Source organism: Paenibacillus sp. fava2 (assembly GCF_058313675.1).
On record NZ_CM177755.1, the window covers coordinates 5,266,251 to 5,282,946 of the forward strand.

Sequence of the window (16,696 nt, forward strand, 5' to 3'; positions counted from 1 at the left end):
CAGTTAACCGCGGTCGTAGCAGGTCCCGCAGTTTGAACAGTTGGCAACCTAGCAACCTACCAGCTCAACAACCCACCCACTCAACAACTCAGCAACTCCCAACCCACTTATTCACCAACCCAGCACTCTGCAATTCAGCCAAGACAGTCCTTCAACAGGCTTATCCTATAGCAGATATTCACTCCAGCACTTTGCTCCATTAGCCCAAGTAAACAGCAGCGTTAAAAGAAACCCGGCAGCCTGCACCATTGCAGACTGCCGGGTTCTTTAACACATTCCTACTACTGCTTCAGCAAGTTATAGATCACCTGCGCACTTTCGGCGCGGGTCATCAGTGCCTGCGGAGCAAACTGCTGGCCGCCGCGTCCCTGCAGAAGTCCTGCCTCCACAGCGATGCTTACTGCCTCCTCTGCCCAGCCGCTGATTTGCAGCTGATCACTGAACGATCCGGCAGAAGCTGCCTGCGCCTGCTCACCCTGCAGATACTCGTAAGCCCGCACAACCATTACAGCCATTTCCTCACGGGTAATGCTGCTGTCTGGAACAAAGGTATCTGCTGTTCGTCCCAGTACAATCCCTGCCTGATTGACTGCAGCAATGCTGTCAGCGTACCAGGCACCCGTCTTAACATCCTGGAATGCCGGAGTGCTTCCATCCGCAGCCTCCAGGCCGAGTGCCCGGGCGATCATCGCCGCGAACTGCGCTCTTGTTACTTGCCCATGCGGCGCAAACTCCGTCGCGGAAATTCCTTCAATAATATGTCTGGCCGCCAGCGACTTGATTACACTGTTAGCCCACATGCTGCTGCCGACATCCGCGAAGCTCTTGTCATATTCCAGCACGGCATATTGGCTGAAATGGCTCACAGCCGCTGTCATTTTGCCGTCCTTCAGGACGCCGCCAACATACTGGATGCTTCCATCCCCGGCAATATAGTACACGCCGAGCAGATCGGGGTTGGCATCCGCATCCACACTGAAGGTCAGACGCAGCGGCACATCAAACGCTGTTACCTTTGTAGCAGTGCCGTCTACAACAACAGTCTCCAGACTGAAGCTGATGACATCCCCCGCCGCCGACAAGCGGAGCGAGCTGTCCGCAGCCTGATTGTTGATCAGCTGCTCAGCCGCAGCTGCCGGTGTCTTCGTACCTGTCAGCCTGATACGTACTTGATCCGCCGCCTGCAACTGCCCTGCGGCCTTCTCTACAATGCTCTTCAGCGCATCAGGTGTGAATTCCACAGCAGCATTACTCCAGGCCAGGCGCAGTGTATTGCTACCCGTCAATCCCTGAATACCTGCCGGAAGCACGACGGATTCTGTACCTTCAGCCAGCTGGACCGTTACGGCTCCGTCTGCAGCGGCAGGAATATCCTTCTGCTCCAGAGTCCGTTCAGTCTGCACCGCAGGTGTCGGCGTTGGTGTAGCCGCTACCGGAGGAGCGGTCTGCACAGGCGCATCCGTCGGTGCAGGGGTAGGTGCCGGCGAAGGCGTCGGAGCTGGTGTCGGTTCCGTTACCGGCGGCTGCTCTTTCTCAGCAACGGTTACGGTTCTGGTAACCTCAGCTGCCGCATTGCCCGCCGCATCACTCACATTATAATGGTAGAGATAAGTGCCCGCTACTGCGGTATCGAGCACAGCTACCGGATAGCCGCCCTTCGTAATGGTCGCTATAATCTGGCCGGTAAGATCCCCATCCCGGTCATCCTCTGCCGTCGCGCCGGCATCGGTATACGCTGCGCCGTTCTCCAGCTCTACAGCTGGCTCACCAAGCAGGGTAATAACCGGTTTTACTGAATCCGGGTCTTCGGCTACAGCCACTGTTCTCGTTACTTCCAGCGCCTTGTTGCCTGCGGCATCACTGACGTTGTAGTGCAAGGTGTACACATCCGCTCTGGCTGTATCGATTTCAGTCAGCCCATAGACCTCACTGCTGACCGTGGTAACAATCCGGTCTGTCAGATCGCCGTCCACCTCATCGGCTGCAGTCGCTCCGGCATCTGTATATTCCGATCCGAGCTTAACATTGACCACCCGATCTCCGTTCAGGGTAATGACCGGTGGTGTTACATCCGGCTCCGGCAAGGTAATCGTACCGCTGGCCGAACCCGTAGCCAGCGCTTCACCTTTACTTAGCGTTACAGTAAAGCTGAAGCTGCCCGCGGTGTCCTCAGTTGCTTCCTGGAAAGCAGTAAAGGTCACATCTCCAAGTGTCACACCTGTTTCACTCAAGCCTTCCAGCCCGGAAATCGTCTGCTGCAGCCAAGTCAGAACGGCCTCTTCACTATTGGCAGCTGCCTTCTTCACATTGAAGGCTGCTCCCTCAAGAATACTCTTGGCCTCATTCACTGCCAGCTCATTGGCAACACTGGTCTTGTCTCTGGCAATAGCTACATAGCTGACCAGTGCAGCCTGATTACCCGAATAGGTGTTGTTAATGGTATATTTCACCGTTCCGCTTACCGGCAGCGTGAAATCATGGTTAAGCATGACGCCGTTCAGTCCTGCAACCACCCCGGTGCGCACCGTTTCCGTCACCGCCTTGCCCTCAGCATCGTTATAGCTGACGGTGATATCCATCGTTCGGTTAGCATTGCTCCACCAGTCCCTGTGGAAGGAGGTAATGGTATATTTGCCCGCCTCCAGCGGGAACAGATAAACCAGCGGATTGTTCCTTGTGTTGGAGCCGTAGACCCCGGTCTGCGACTTATCCGTGGTAACCACTGCACCTCCGAGCCCTTTCATGCCGTAATTTGCTCCTGTATTGGTATGTCCCCATACCGCGTCTCCCGTTGAGAGCTGATCCGCCTGTTCATTCAGCAGACCGGCACCGACCAACTCCTTAACAACGGTATAAGGCGGAGTAATCCCTTCCGCAGCTACGCCCGGATCCACAAAATAAACCAGACCCTGCGGCACGACCTCTACATAAACAACCGTCTTGAGTTTGCCGTACGTACCGGTAACCGCCACTCTGTCATACGGCGTATCAAAGCTGACTTCCGCCGTATTCCACTTCACGGTTACTGGCAGCTTGCTGCCGTCTGCCCGAGTCGCTTCCACCTGCTGCGGAAGAACAGGCAGCTGGCCGGCATAGGTCGCGGTATCCGGCAGAACAGCCAGCTCCCGCAGATCGCCTGTGGTCAGCTGATTCTGCGCAGAGGTTAGACGCACAGCCAGCTGCGCCGCACCTTCCTGATCCAGCCGGTAGGCGGCAGCATCAGCCAGCGCAGCCTCTGCACTGCCCAGTGCAGCCGTAAACAGCTGCCAGTCTGCCTCGGCATATTCGTCCAGCTTCACCGTTTCCTTCGCTGCACTCACCGCTGCGGCAAGCACTGAGGTATCCGGCAAGCCTTGCACTTCCCCGGAGACAACTGCTACGGCATCCACAAGCAGCGTGCCGCTCAATACTGTAATCTCTACCGTATGCTGGCCGTATTTCAGCCCGCGCAGCGCATAGGTCTGGTAAAGCTCTTTCGAGGCCATCGTTTCCGCCGACTGCACAGCAGTCTTGCCGTCCACTGTCACTTCGAGTTTCGCTGATCCGTCATTTGGCCCCAGAATATCCAGCCCGGTGCCTTCAAACGTATACGAGAGTGCTGCACCTGCCCCCTGGCTGGTGGATGTGGAACGCTGATAGATGAACATGCCTGCACCGTTGGCATGATTCCAGGCACCACTATAGGACAGCTTAGGATTCGCACCCGCAGTCAAATCGTACATTTCCAGATTGTCCAGCAGCTCGGAATAGTACGGTGCATAGCCATCCACCGTCTCCACCTTCAGATTGTCGAACCGGACATGATAATAGCCGCTGGCCAAGTCAACCCGGCCGGACAATTCAGGAACCGGATCAGTATAGGCAGCCAGCTTCACCCCGTCCAGATAAGCGGTAACGGTGGCTCCGGCAACCTGAATCGCAAGGTTATGCCAGGCATCATAGGCCGTATTGAAGCCTTCGATTTTCACGCCCCCGCTCCCTGTCGCCGCATTTCCGCTGGCCACAGCCCCGCCGTTCACCAGCAGCTGCCAGCCCCCGTCGAACCAGAATTTCAGCACATATGGCGTACCGCCGATAGCGTGTGAGCTGCCGCCACCCTGATAACGGGCACCGATGGCTGCATAGTTCGCCCCGCCCTGGGTGCTGTTATTTTCAAAAGAGACATCAACACTGGCTTTGTAGTTCGTCCAGCGGTTGTCGCCGATAGCTGTCACCGGATCGCCGCCGTTCCAGGTGCCGCCAAGGCCCATAAGGCTCCGGTCGAGCTGCTGGCGGAGAACATAATTATCCGATCCGTCCGGCAGGTAAGCCTCAAATGCGCCGTTGCGGTCATGGGTATAGCGCGGAATGGCGCCTTTTGATCCGCCGCGGGAGTCGATATAACTCTCGGTGCCTGCTGCTTTTCCGTCTGCCCCGATCTTCACCACTGTTTTATCAGAATAGTCAAAATCATCGGCGTACAGGATTTTGTCATCCGTATTCTGAACCGCTCCTGTTGCATCGGTATCAAGCACCGTCCGTTCGCCTTCCACAGGCAGCGGGGTATTATATTCGGCTTTGTCCTTGGTATCCAGCGTAGTTACCGTTACCGTCGAATATGGCTTTACTTTAACGGTGTACACACCGCCGCCGTCTGCGGCCACATCGTCGAGATACTGCATGTAATTGCTGTTGAACGCTTCTCCGGCATCGGCTGCACGGGTCTCCCATACCTCAAGGGAAGGATTACCGGTGTAAGCCATATTGACGGCCTGCAGCTTGTAGGTTTTGGTGTACTCGCTGTCATTTACAATGACGGTCGAGAAATCGGTTTTGTCAGGGGCCGCAAGCGTAATATAGCTTGGTGTTCCGTTGCGCCCGTTGACCGGATTGGTTCCTGTCGCACCGGTGGAGCTGGCCTTGGGAACGGCTCTCCAGATGCCGGCTGTATTGTCGTCATTTTCCCAGCCCAGCTCTGCGAACCGGCTGTAGTGCTGCAAAATCACCAGCCCGGCGTCATAGTGAATCCAGCCTGACCAAGGGTCACGTGCGCTGACCAGCTCCTTGAAGGAATATTGCCCGCCTTCATAGAAGGAGCCGATTGCCGGCTGGTAAATAAAATGGGTACGGCGTGAATTCACAAACCCTTTAATGATCGTATTGCTCATTTCCAGCGGACCGCCTACCCCGCCGATTCCCGTTCCGGCAGCTATCGGGTCCTTCACATTGTTATTGGGACGGAACGCCGAATTACTGAATGTAGCCTGCGCCTCGCTGTTCCAGATTTCAATGTCATACTGCTCGGCAAGCTTTTTAAAATTGCCGGCGGCATCGTCATCGGTGTTGTAATGGTATCCGGCAATGGGTACGGCATTACGCAGTGACTCATCGCTTACCATTGCACTCCCGAAGGAGCCGATGCCGACCTCATCGGAAATGACCACCTGAATCCGGTTATACAGTGCCTGCTCCTCTGCACTGGCAAAACCCTCATTATCGTTCTTTACCTTTTCCGCATACTGCTTGGTCCAATCGATATCCGGAGCATGCTCGTTAATGTACGGGTTAACGTAGCTGGTCATGTAGCCGTACTGGCGGTAAGCCTCCAGAATCGTGTTTTTGTACCAGGTATAGATTTTGTCGTTGTTATCCGCCCAGGCCGGAGCGCTCCAGCGCAGGATGCTGACTTTCAGGTCCGGATTAACGGCTTTCGCATCTGCTGCCAGCTGAAAGCCGGGATGGCGCTTAACATTGACCTCTTCATCCGCTGTACGCATCGTAGCCGGATCAGGTCCGGTGGAGTTGTTGCGGTCATTGCCCATCTCGATTTTGACATGGGTCATAAGCGGATGCTCTCCGCCGAACAGAATCTGCAGCATCTCCGCATATTTTTCCGGCTGCTCTGACTTGTAATCCATCAGGAGGGCACTGGTGCTGTTGGCGCTCAGTACACCAAAGCCCTTAAATGTAAGGCCGTTCTCATTGTCCGCCTGAATATCGTTGCCGTTCAGCAGAACCTGCACCATCGAGGCTGCATTTGCCTTGGCATCATCGAGGATGGATTTAATTCCGCCTTCGGCAATAGCGAACCAGCTGAGTATCGGCTTTTCACCGGAGACAAAGGCATACGTCAATGTCATCGGAGCGCTGGTGTCCACATCTGCGGGAACCGTAAATTCGCCGGAGTTAATCTTGGACGCATTAACATTGAACTGGCTCAGTGACAAGGTGTGCTTGCCGCCGCTTGTGTCCTGATACTCAATCCGCGGCTGGATGACCCGCGAACGGCTGCCGTACCAGTCATTGAAGCCGCTGCTCAGCGTATACGTTCCGGCTTCCAGCGCCTTCAGCTGATAGACGATATTGTCGTTTGCAGCGCGTACACCCACAACCCAGATCGATGAATCTGTCGCCGGATCGGTGTGACCGCCGTCCTTGGAATTTTTGATCTTCTGCACAGAGTCGTCGAAGCCCCAGGCAGTGGTGCCGCTGACAAAGCGCTGGTCCGGTGCCTGATTGATCAGGCGGCCGCCGCTGAGTGCTTTGACCGCTTCATACAGCGGGGAGGCCGTAGGCACGTTCCCCACCGAGTCTCCGCCCCGGCCGCTGTCCACAAAATAGACCAGCGGATAATCCGCAGCAGGAATAACTTCAACGCTGGCCGTAACCGGACCACTGGCCGTTGTTCCGCTCACGGTTACTGTTTCATAAGGCACAGCAAACGTGTCTTCCCCGATTTTCCAGCTGACAGCCGTACTGCTGCCTCCGACATTAATGCTGGCCGGCAGATTGGTGCCCGCCGCAGTCTCCGCCCCCATATAGGCGGCTGCGTAAACCTTATCTGCCGTTGCAGCGGATGCGGTCGGCTGGCCGGGTCCCGGAAACATTCCGAGCACAAGCATGCCCGTCATCAGGATGGAAAATAGCTTTTTGCCGGATGCTGACTTTCTGTTCATTCATTTATCCTCCTTCAATAGTTAAAGTGGGCAAACCAAATTAAAAAGAAAGCGTATACATACCACTGTAAAAAGCATGCCTCAGACAGCTTCCGCACAGGTTGTGTAATCTGAGAAGGCTTCGGACGGCTGTACAAGGCATAGACAAACAAACCTGGCAGCTTGCGGGTAAGGCAACTGCCAGGCTTGCACATCACTGTAATTCTCTCTAACCTTTAATCCCTGACGCAGCAACGCCCTGAACGAAGTACTTCTGCAAAGCGAGGAACACAATAACAACCGGTATGATCGAGACTACGCTGGCCGCCATAATCAGCCCGTACTCAGCGGAATACTGGGATATAAACATGCGAAGTCCAATCTGAATCGTCTTCAGCTCGGTTTTGGTCAGGTAGATCATCGGCCCGAGGAAGTCGTTCCAGGTGTTGACAAAGGTGAAAATCGTCAGTGTCGACAGGGCCGGCTTGGACAGCGGGAGCATAATTCTCGCCCAGATTCCGTATTCGCTGAGACCGTCAATCCGCGCCGCTTCACATAATTCATCCGGGACACCCTGGTAGAACTGGCGCATCAGGAACACCCCGAATGCCGAGAAGGCCTGCAGCAAAATAATGGACAAGTGCGTGTTATTCAGCCCGAGCGAACGCATCATGATGAACTGCGGCACCATGTAAGCCTGCCAAGGAATAGCGATGGTTGCGATGTAGCCAAGGAACAGGATATTCTTGCCCTTGAACTGCAGCTTGGAGAATGCATAGGCTGCAAAGCTTGAGGTCAGCAACTGCAGAATCGTAACGACTACGGACAGCTTCGCCGTGTTGTAAATGAACTTTCCGAGTGGAATCCGGGTCCAGATGTCCACGAAATTTTGCCAGCGCGGCACATCCGGAATCCACTGCATCGGGAAGGAAAAGACATCCTTGTTCATTTTGAGTGATGAGGACAGCATCCATACATAAGGAATCAGCATACAGAAGACTGCTGCAGCGAGCAAAGCATACACTAACACTTTCAAGCTGACTCTGAAGATTTTATTTGAACCTACCATATCATTCATATCCCCCTATTATCCGTACTTCTTCTCGCCGCGGAACTGGACGATCGTAATACCAAGCACCAGCAGGAACAGCACAATAGCCATGGCGCTGGCATATCCGTAATCAAGTGAACGGAACGCCGTGTTGTAGATTTGATAGACCATTACTCTTGTTGAGTCGTTCAGCTGATTGTCGGCACCGGCAAACAGGTTGATGAAGATATCGTAGACCTTAAACGAATTAATGACGAGAATCATCAGAACAAAGAACGTCGTTGGTGCCAGCTGCGGAACGGTCACGTTGCGGAACCTTCTCCAGGCGCCTGCGCCGTCGAGCTCAGCAGCTTCATATAATTCCGGGTTGATCCCCTGGAGGCCTGCGAGGTAGATGACCATGTAGTAACCCATGTTTTTCCAGACCGTAAACAGGATGACCGTGAACATCGCCCACTCTTTATCCGCCGCCCAGCGGGGAAGATCCTCAATCGGTACGCCGGAGATCAGATGCAGGATGTTGTTCACAGGACCCATAGTCGGGCTGAAAATAAAGTTCCACACTGCCGCCACCGCTACAAGCGAAGCAACATAGGGGAAGAAGAAGACGGTCCGCATAAAGTTACGGGCAATAATCTTCTGGTTCAGCAGAATAGCGAGCGCAAGGGCAACAGCCATCGTGAACGGTACAACGCCGATGGTATAGACAATCGTGTTCCACAGCGCTTTATGGAAGGTGGTATCCTTGATCAGCCGGGCAAAGTTATCGAAGCCGATGAATTCCATCGGATTGGCCCCGTCCCATTTCACAAATGCCAGGACAAAAGCAAAGAACATAGGGACAAGCGTAAAGATGGCGAAGCCGATAAAGTTCGGCGCAATAAAGCTGTATGCTACCAGATGATCCCGGACGCCCTTGGACAGTATCCTCTTGGGGGCTTTCTTTGGTCTAAGTACGGTTTCATTTTGCATTTGTTCTCCTCCAAACCTTCTGCCTTCTATGCAAAGGGCGGGCATGGCCCGCCCCCTGAGAATCACTGCTTAGTTGTTCAGTAGCGCCTGCACACGGGTATTCATGTCCTTCAGGCCTTCGTCGATCGTCGCATTCTTGGTCATGATGTTGTCATGCGCTTCATTCAGGATAACCTCGATGTCGGCACTCTTTTCATGCATAGGCATTTCCAGGTATGTCTGTACGGTATTCAGGGCAGCCTTGCTGTTCTCGTCAGCCGGGAAGCCTTCGATGGAAGTGATCGAGCTGATAACCTCATCGTTTTTAATTGCCGGAATAGTACCTGTGGAAGCAATGACAGAAGCGCCGTTTTCACCGGTCACAAACTTCATGAAATCAAGCGCAGCTTCCTTGTGCTCGGACTTCTGGTTAACAGCCAGGGAAGTGATGGTTCCCAGTGTAGTTCCTGCTTCAACGCCGTCCGGATGCGGGTACTTCACGATACCCCAGTTAGTTGCCTGGGACTCGCCGCTTTTTACCTTTTCAATCTGGGTGGCGATGAACCAGCTGCCCATGTTCATCATGGCAACGGAGTTGTTGTAGAATACGCCGGAATAGTGCGTGCTGGAGGTCTTAAGTGTCGCATAATCCATTACAATGCCGTCTTCCTGCTCTTTCAGGATGCGCTCATAGGTAGGCTTCAGGAAGTCGTAGTTTCCGTCCACCACGGTGTTCTTGCCGTCCAGGATGCCGAACAGCTGAACCGCACTGCGCCATGTATGATAGTGTGCACCGTATACCTTTTCAGCACCGCTGCCGGAGGTCATTTTTCTGGCCAGCTCATCATATTGGTCGAAGGTCATGTCGTTGCTAGGATATTCAACCCCTGCTTTGTCGAACAGGTCTTTGTTGTAGTACACGATCCAGAAGTCGCTGCGGAAAGGAAGCGCATAAACCTCATCGTTCACTTCGATCTGCTCAACAGTACCGCCATATAGCGCAGGATCAATGCTGTTCGAGCTCATGAACCCTTTTAACGGCTCAAGATGGTTCTGCTTCACCAGATTGGAATAGCCCGGGATGTCCTTAATGGTCAGGATATCGAGATCGGCACCGCCGGACAGCTGTGTGCTTAGCATGGTCATATAGTCGGTTGAACCAAGGTCAACGTACTCGATAGTCACATTCGGATGCTCTTTCTGGTAAGCCTCGATCAGCGGTTTATAGTAAGCCGTTGCTTCCCAGTCCCACAGCGCCCATTTTAACGTAACAGGCTCTTGACTTGGCTCGGAGGAAGCGCTTGCATTGGTGCCGGCGGCAGGAGCGTTTGTTGCAGCGGCATTGTTCTGGGCATTATTGTTGTTGCCGGAGCAGCCCGCCAGCAGGCCTACGGAGAGCACTGCAGTAAAGGTCATGCCATACAATCTTTTGTAATTCATTGAATTATCCCCTTTTCTTCTTGTATTGTTGACCAGCCATCATCTTCTGAAGCTATTTCACATTCTACCGGGTTATAGCGGGAGATGGGATGTATTTTCCTGCGCAGATCATTCACTTTTATGTCCTGTTTGCGCTTTCATTGTCCAAGACCTGTAATTTTCTATTCAAAACCTGTAAAATTTCGGCTTCCTGCCTCCCCCTCTATTTTGCAATACCGGAATATGCTATGGTGGTTATAACGTTTTTTGCATGGAGCATCCGGCAATCTTGTAAACGCTTCACTATATTTCTTGTGTACCAAAGGAGAGAATCACCACGATTAGAAGATCTACTATTAAAAGCCGCATCATCCTGATCATGATTGTGTTTGCACTGCTGATCGCCACCCTGCTGTCCTTTTTCAGCTATGAGCTCATTTCCTATTATCAGCGCAAAACGACAATTCAGGCAACCGAGTTCAACCTGCAGCTGGTCTCCCATATTATAGAACAAGACCTGCTTAACCTGTCCGTTCTGGCCATGACGAGCAGCACTAATTCTACTACCAATACGCTGCTGGCAGACTACTTCGAATCACCTGATGCCAAGGCCAGGGATGCGCTGGATGTATTCAGCTCGATGCAGGAGGACTTTCAGATTAACCGCTCCTACAACTATGTCCGCCGGCTGATCGTAACCGACAATAAGGGGAAATTCCTGCAGCTCGACAATTCGGTCAGTGTGTCCACTCCGCTCACGATCCACAATATCGGCCAGATTACCGGACTGAACAACGAGGCTTCAGAGGAATATGACCAGGTGATCAAGGACCCGCTCTCCACCGCCTACGGCATTCCGTTTATTCTGCCGATTTACGGGGATCATGCCTCCCGGATCGGGACCGTCTACCTGCTGGTCAACACCTCGGTCATTACCGACAAGCTGAAGGGCTACACCCTGCCGGAGGATTCCCGTCTGCTGCTGACACTCGGTACGAATCATTATCAGATTATCGGTGACAAAATACAGCCCGTTACAACCCCTTATCACCCGGTCGCCTATACGCAGGATGAGCCAGTCGGTCCGATGACCAAGCTGTCCGAAATCAGTCTGGAGGGTGAGGAGCGGACGCTGGCCGTCTCCTACGTGGTCAGAAGCGGGGTTGAGCTGACCCAGACGATTGCCGGCAACCAGTTCGCGCCCAAAGCAAATGTATGGGTACCGATTATGTTCGGGGTCTGCCTGCTTGTCCTGCTGCTCAGCGGCATTATTACCTTATATCTGACCCGGACGATCAGCCTGCCGGTGGAGAAACTGAAGAAGCGGATCGACAAAATCGCCCAGGGCAACTTCCTGCTCGACCGTAATATTGAGTGGAACAGCGAGCTTGGGGATGTCGGCAGGGGGATCAACCGCCTGTCCCAGGATATCATTGCCCTGATGGACAGCAGGCTGGCCGATGAGAAGCAGAAGCAGGAGCTGGAATACCGGATGCTGCAGAACCAGATCAACCCCCATTTTCTCTATAACACGCTGAATTCGATTAAATGGATGGCTACGATCCAGAACGCCACCGGCATTGCAGAAATGACTACCTCCCTGTCGAGGCTGCTGCGCAGCATTGCCAAAGACAACCGCCGCCTGCTGCCGCTGCGCGATGAGCTGAACCTGCTGGAGGATTATTTTCTGATCCAGAAATACCGCTATGGCAGCACTGTAACGATGGTGCGAAGCATTGCGGACGAGGAGCTTCTAAACGGTCTGATCCCGCGCTTTACCCTGCAGCCGCTGGTGGAGAATGCGATTTTTCACGGCATTGAACCCAAGGGCAGAGGCGACATCCGGATTACGGTGGCCAAAAGCGGCTTCGCCGACATTCTGCTTACCGTCGAGGATAACGGGATCGGCATGGAGGAGGAGCAGATTTCGCATATCCTGTCCAAGCAGGAGGAAGGGTCCAAGGGGCTGTTCGAGAACATCGGGCTGCGCAGCGTCAATGAGCGGCTGCAGCTGGCGTTCGGAGAGCCTTACGGGCTGTCGATCGAGAGCAAACCGGGACAATATACGCAGATGAAGCTTCTTATCCCGTTCCAGCTGAAGGAATAGTCTGCACTACTAAAAAGCAAGGAAGTGATACGCTTGATCAAGCTGCTGATTGCCGATGATGAGGCACTCGTCTGCATCGGCCTGCAATCCATGCTGAAATGGGAGCAGTATAATATTGAAATTGTCGGCATTGCCCATAACGGGGCCCAGGAGGAGGAAATGATCGACAGCCTGCGCCCGGATATTGTCATCAGCGATATCAAAATGCCGATCAAAACCGGTCTGCAGGTCGCTGATTCCGTACGCAAAAAATACGGCCGCGTCCCCCTGTTCATCATCCTGACCAGCTACGAGGAGTTCGAATATGCGCGCAGCGCCATTGAAGTGCAGGCTGCCGATTATCTGGTGAAGCTGGAGCTGACCCCGGAGACGCTGGCCGCGTCCATCCAGCGGGCGATTACCCTGCTCGGAGAATATCAGACGATCGAGAGCTACCCGAAGCTGGTGCACCGCGGCAACCTGCAGGCCGAGCGGGATAAATTTTTCGTCCGGCTGTTCAACAATCTGTTCGAGAACAAAAACCAGTACCTGCTACAGCAAGAGGACCTTGATCTCGACCTCAGCGAATCTGCTTATGTGGTCTGCACCTGCCGGATTCTCGGCCCGGACACCGTCCCGCCGCGCGGGGATAAGCTGGTCGCCCTCTGCTCAAGCACGGTGCAGATGGCCAAGGATACACTTACGTCCATCCGCCCCTGCCATGTAACGAGCCTCGACCTGCGCAACTTTGCCGTTACCCTGCCTGTCTGCGGAACCGATCCGCAGCTGTGGATGCCGGATACCCAGAAGCTGCTGGCCGATATGGCCTCCGTGCTGCACAACTATTTCAATGTGACGATTATCGGGGCGATCGGCTTTGCCGTGGAGGACCCTTATCTGCTGCGGGAGAGCTATCTTGCCGCCCGCAAGGCGCTGCCGGCTGCGGTGAAGGCCCAGTCCTTCGTCTTCTACTCCGAAGGCAAGCCGCCGGAGCAGGACTTTCCGCTGTTTGATTTCTCGGAGTCACGCTCCGAGATCCGCCGGGCCTTTGAGGAGATGGATACCCAGGCGCTGTACGCGATCATCTCCAGAATGATCGAAATCTTCGACGGCCGGTCCGACCTGCTTGTCCCCGCCACCGACGCAGCCTGTAATATCCTCTACATGGCTACCTCGCTGCTGGCAGATGGCGAAGAGATCGTTGAGCATATATTCGGCCATGAGCAGGAGGGCTACCGCGCAATCTACCAGATGCATTCCATTGAAGAGATCGCCGGCTGGCTGGTCTGCTTCCGGGACGGCGTCTCGGAAATGCTGTCCACCCGCAGGCAGAGCTACAAGGAGCAGATCGTAAAGAATGTCCAGGAGTACATCAAACGCAATCTCGGCTCCAAGCTCTCGCTCAACCAGGTGGCCGATGTCTTCAACTTCAGCCCTAACTACCTGAGCCACCTGTTCTCCAAAACGGCCAAGGTCAATTATGTGGAGTATATCACCGAGACCAAAATGACAGCCGCCAAAGAGATGATGCTGCGCGGCGAAGGCCGTATCTATGAAATCTCGCAGAAACTCGGTTATGAGAGCGCCTTCTATTTCAGTAAAGTGTTCAAGAAGGTAACAGGCATGTCGCCGCGGGAGTATATGCAGCAAGCCGGGGCAGGCTCAGCGCCTGAGCGGGGTGCGCCGGAAAACAGCCGGTTGTGAGCCTGTTATCCATTTTCTTTTCCAATTCTTTGAATCAGCGTCTGAAACAGCATTCCGGGGAATAGGTATTTATATCAGGGAACCATCATTCTTATTTTCAGAAAATGATCTGACCCGTTTGATGTGAAGGGGGATTTGTCATGCATCAGGCCGCAGGCTATGCCGCAGCTGTCTCTCCCCATACCTATGTCACCTTTCGTGCTCTAGTCGAAGCCATTATCCCGTATACCGCAGCCTGTTCTGCGCATGGGGCCGTACAATCTGCCGGAGCTGTTCAATTATGTGTTCACGAGTATTTAATCTGGGAACTGGACCATAATCTCTCACTTTGGCTAGGCTTTTATCTGACAACAGTACCGTTAGCCGCTCCTACAGCGGAATTGCTTAATTGCGGTGCCGTCCAATTCATCGCATCAGGACAACATCAGGACTATCCCCTTTACCCGGGCCACACTGAATATCCGTTTGCGGCTCTTCATCCGTCAGACCGGATCCGGGTGCTTGCCATGCTGGATCAGTCTGATCAGCTTGACTTTGCCGCATTTCCTCCCCCCTACCGGAATGACCGGGGGCTTATCAGGTATATCATTGATTTCCTTAACAGGCAGACTATGTTCGGGAATTATTCCGAATGGCCGGCATATGGAAGCACCCGGCTGAGGACCCCGACAGAACGGAGGCTGGAGGGGTTCCCGCCGGGTTGGAGCCAGGTGTGCTATCCGGGCATCGTCCCAGGCTACCGGGCCTTTATGGGCAATGTATTGACCATTGAGCGGCAAGGAGGAGGGTCATCTATTGTACGCAGCTGAGTCTATGTTCGATGCTGATGTCATTGTGATCGGTTCCGGGGGCGGCGGTGCGGTTGCGGCCAAAGAGCTTGGGGAAGCCGGCCTGAAAGTACTGGTACTGGAAGCGGGGGCCTGGTACGGCAACAAGCACTGGGCGAATCCGAACAGTGAACACGGCGGGGATTGGAGCTCTGATTATAAGGATCTGGATATCGGGATCTATAAAAGAGTCTTCAACTCGTACGAAAACAATATGAATGATGTGGTATCGGGCACCTTTCGTTTTGGCCCTGCCGACAGGCGCCGTACGCCCTGGCACCGGATCATGCGGCAGAAGGGCGATATCTGGCAGGCTTCCGGTGTCGGCGGCACAACGCAGCATTACTGGTCACAGTCGCCGCGCGCTTTTCCCCAGGCGATTGACCAGATATGGCCGATAAGCTACCGTGAGCTGATTCCTTATTATGAGAAAGCCGAAGCTACGCTGCCAGTGCAATTTTCACCCACAACGCCGAAGGAAGAGCTTTTTTATTATGGTGCCAAAAAAGCAGGCTGGCAGCTGAATCCAACGTTGAACGTGACCACCCCGGGCTACCGGCCGAATCCGAACGCCATCCTTCCCCCTAACGGGAATCTGATGGATCCACGATATTCACTTGAAGAGTTATCCAATATGGAAGGCTGTACGCTGAGGGGGAATTGCGTCAACGGATGTGCATCCGGTCCTTCGGTAGACAAAATTGCCAAGCGCAGCACCCTCGTCAGCTATGTACCGCTTGCCCTGAAAACCGGCAATGTGGCGATCCGGCCCAACTCCTTCGTTACTAAAATTCTTACATCAAATGACTCCAAAGAGGGCATACGTGCAACCGGTGTCCGGTTCCGGGATACCTGGACAGGTGAAACCGGGGAGCTGACCGCCAGGACCGTCATTATGGCAGCCGGCTGTATCGAAACACCGCGGCTGTGGCTGAATTCGGATCTGCCCTATAATGAATGGGTCGGCAGAGGCTTAACCAATCATTGCTTTGATTGGGTTGGCGGCGTGTTTGAGGAGAAGGAGCTTATGCGCATAATGGGCCAGCCTGCAGTTTATCCCTATGTCGGCCATACCTCAGGGGCCCGGGTAGATATTCCTGGAACGGGAATCTTCCAGGTCTCATGTCTAAGTCCGGGGTTAATGTCTTTCCTGACCTATGGCTTCAGTGAAGCAGGATATGATGCACTGAACCCGCCGGAGCCCGGAGAGCCGTGGAATATCCGCGGCAGAGTCGTGGGCCCGCAGCTTAAGGAATTGATGATGAATTACAGCCGGACTATGACGATGCTGCTCCTGACCGATGATGATACGCTCTACCGCAACCGGGTTGAAGTTGATCCTCTGCTCAAAGACGAGCATGGACCCATCCCGATCATTCATTATACCCCCAGCCCGAACACACTCAAACGGCGTGATCAGCTGGCCAGATACGCTTCCGAGACCTTGAAGCAAGCCGGGGCCAGACAGATTATCCGCTCGGATACCCCTTTCGGTTTTATGCTGCATCTGGAGAGTACGATGCGGATGGGTTATGTCACCGATACGAGCTGCGAGGCCTATCAGGTCAAACGCTTATTCATTGCGGATAACAGTGTGCACTATAACGGAATTGGCGGCCCCAACCCGACATTAACAACCCAGGCGCTGGCTACACGGACAGCCGAAAAGATCGTCAGCAAGTATTTCAGCTAGCTCGCCAGCACCGTTGAGTAGTAGAGCACTGCTCCCGATAAGATAATGATG

At 53.9% G+C, this 16,696-nt stretch carries 8 protein-coding genes; 4 read left to right on the forward strand and 4 right to left on the reverse strand.

Translation table 11 applies throughout. The features are described from left to right. Nucleotides 1-281 precede the first annotated feature (281 nt). The 4 genes from AC4G46_RS23295 to AC4G46_RS23310 form a co-directional block, all read right to left on the reverse strand. Nucleotides 282-6,935, reverse strand: a complete 6,654-nt coding sequence (locus AC4G46_RS23295; RefSeq protein WP_491124805.1) for an S-layer homology domain-containing protein — start codon at nucleotides 6,933-6,935, stop codon at nucleotides 282-284. A gap of 208 nt (nucleotides 6,936-7,143) precedes the next feature. Further along, complete coding sequence (locus AC4G46_RS23300) at nucleotides 7,144-7,983, reverse strand: carbohydrate ABC transporter permease (protein ID WP_491124806.1); 840 nt, start codon at nucleotides 7,981-7,983, stop codon at nucleotides 7,144-7,146. Nucleotides 7,984-8,001: 18 nt separating this feature from the next. Then, nucleotides 8,002-8,937, reverse strand: a complete 936-nt coding sequence (locus AC4G46_RS23305; RefSeq protein ID WP_491124807.1) for a carbohydrate ABC transporter permease — start codon at nucleotides 8,935-8,937, stop codon at nucleotides 8,002-8,004. A gap of 69 nt (nucleotides 8,938-9,006) precedes the next feature. After that, nucleotides 9,007-10,356, reverse strand: coding sequence for an ABC transporter substrate-binding protein (locus AC4G46_RS23310; protein ID WP_491124808.1), 1,350 nt, complete (start codon nucleotides 10,354-10,356; stop codon nucleotides 9,007-9,009). Nucleotides 10,357-10,714: 358 nt separating this feature from the next. Here AC4G46_RS23310 and AC4G46_RS23315 point away from each other — a divergent pair, with 358 nt between their 5' ends. The 4 genes from AC4G46_RS23315 to AC4G46_RS23330 all read left to right on the forward strand — a co-directional run bounded on the left by AC4G46_RS23315 (nucleotide 10,715) and on the right by AC4G46_RS23330 (nucleotide 16,645). After that, on the forward strand, nucleotides 10,715-12,442 hold the full coding sequence (locus AC4G46_RS23315) for a sensor histidine kinase (protein ID WP_491124809.1): 1,728 nt from the start codon (nucleotides 10,715-10,717) through the stop codon (nucleotides 12,440-12,442). 33 nt (nucleotides 12,443-12,475) lie between these two features. Then, complete coding sequence (locus tag AC4G46_RS23320; protein WP_491124810.1) at nucleotides 12,476-14,125, forward strand: AraC family transcriptional regulator; 1,650 nt, start codon at nucleotides 12,476-12,478, stop codon at nucleotides 14,123-14,125. A gap of 140 nt (nucleotides 14,126-14,265) precedes the next feature. Further along, nucleotides 14,266-14,934 carry a hypothetical protein gene (locus tag AC4G46_RS23325; protein ID WP_491124811.1) on the forward strand — a complete coding sequence of 223 codons (669 nt, stop codon included), beginning with the start codon at nucleotides 14,266-14,268 and terminating at the stop codon, nucleotides 14,932-14,934. Between the two features lie 4 nt (nucleotides 14,935-14,938). Then, complete coding sequence (locus AC4G46_RS23330) at nucleotides 14,939-16,645, forward strand: GMC family oxidoreductase N-terminal domain-containing protein (protein WP_491128959.1); 1,707 nt, start codon at nucleotides 14,939-14,941, stop codon at nucleotides 16,643-16,645. Nucleotides 16,646-16,696 lie beyond the last annotated feature (51 nt).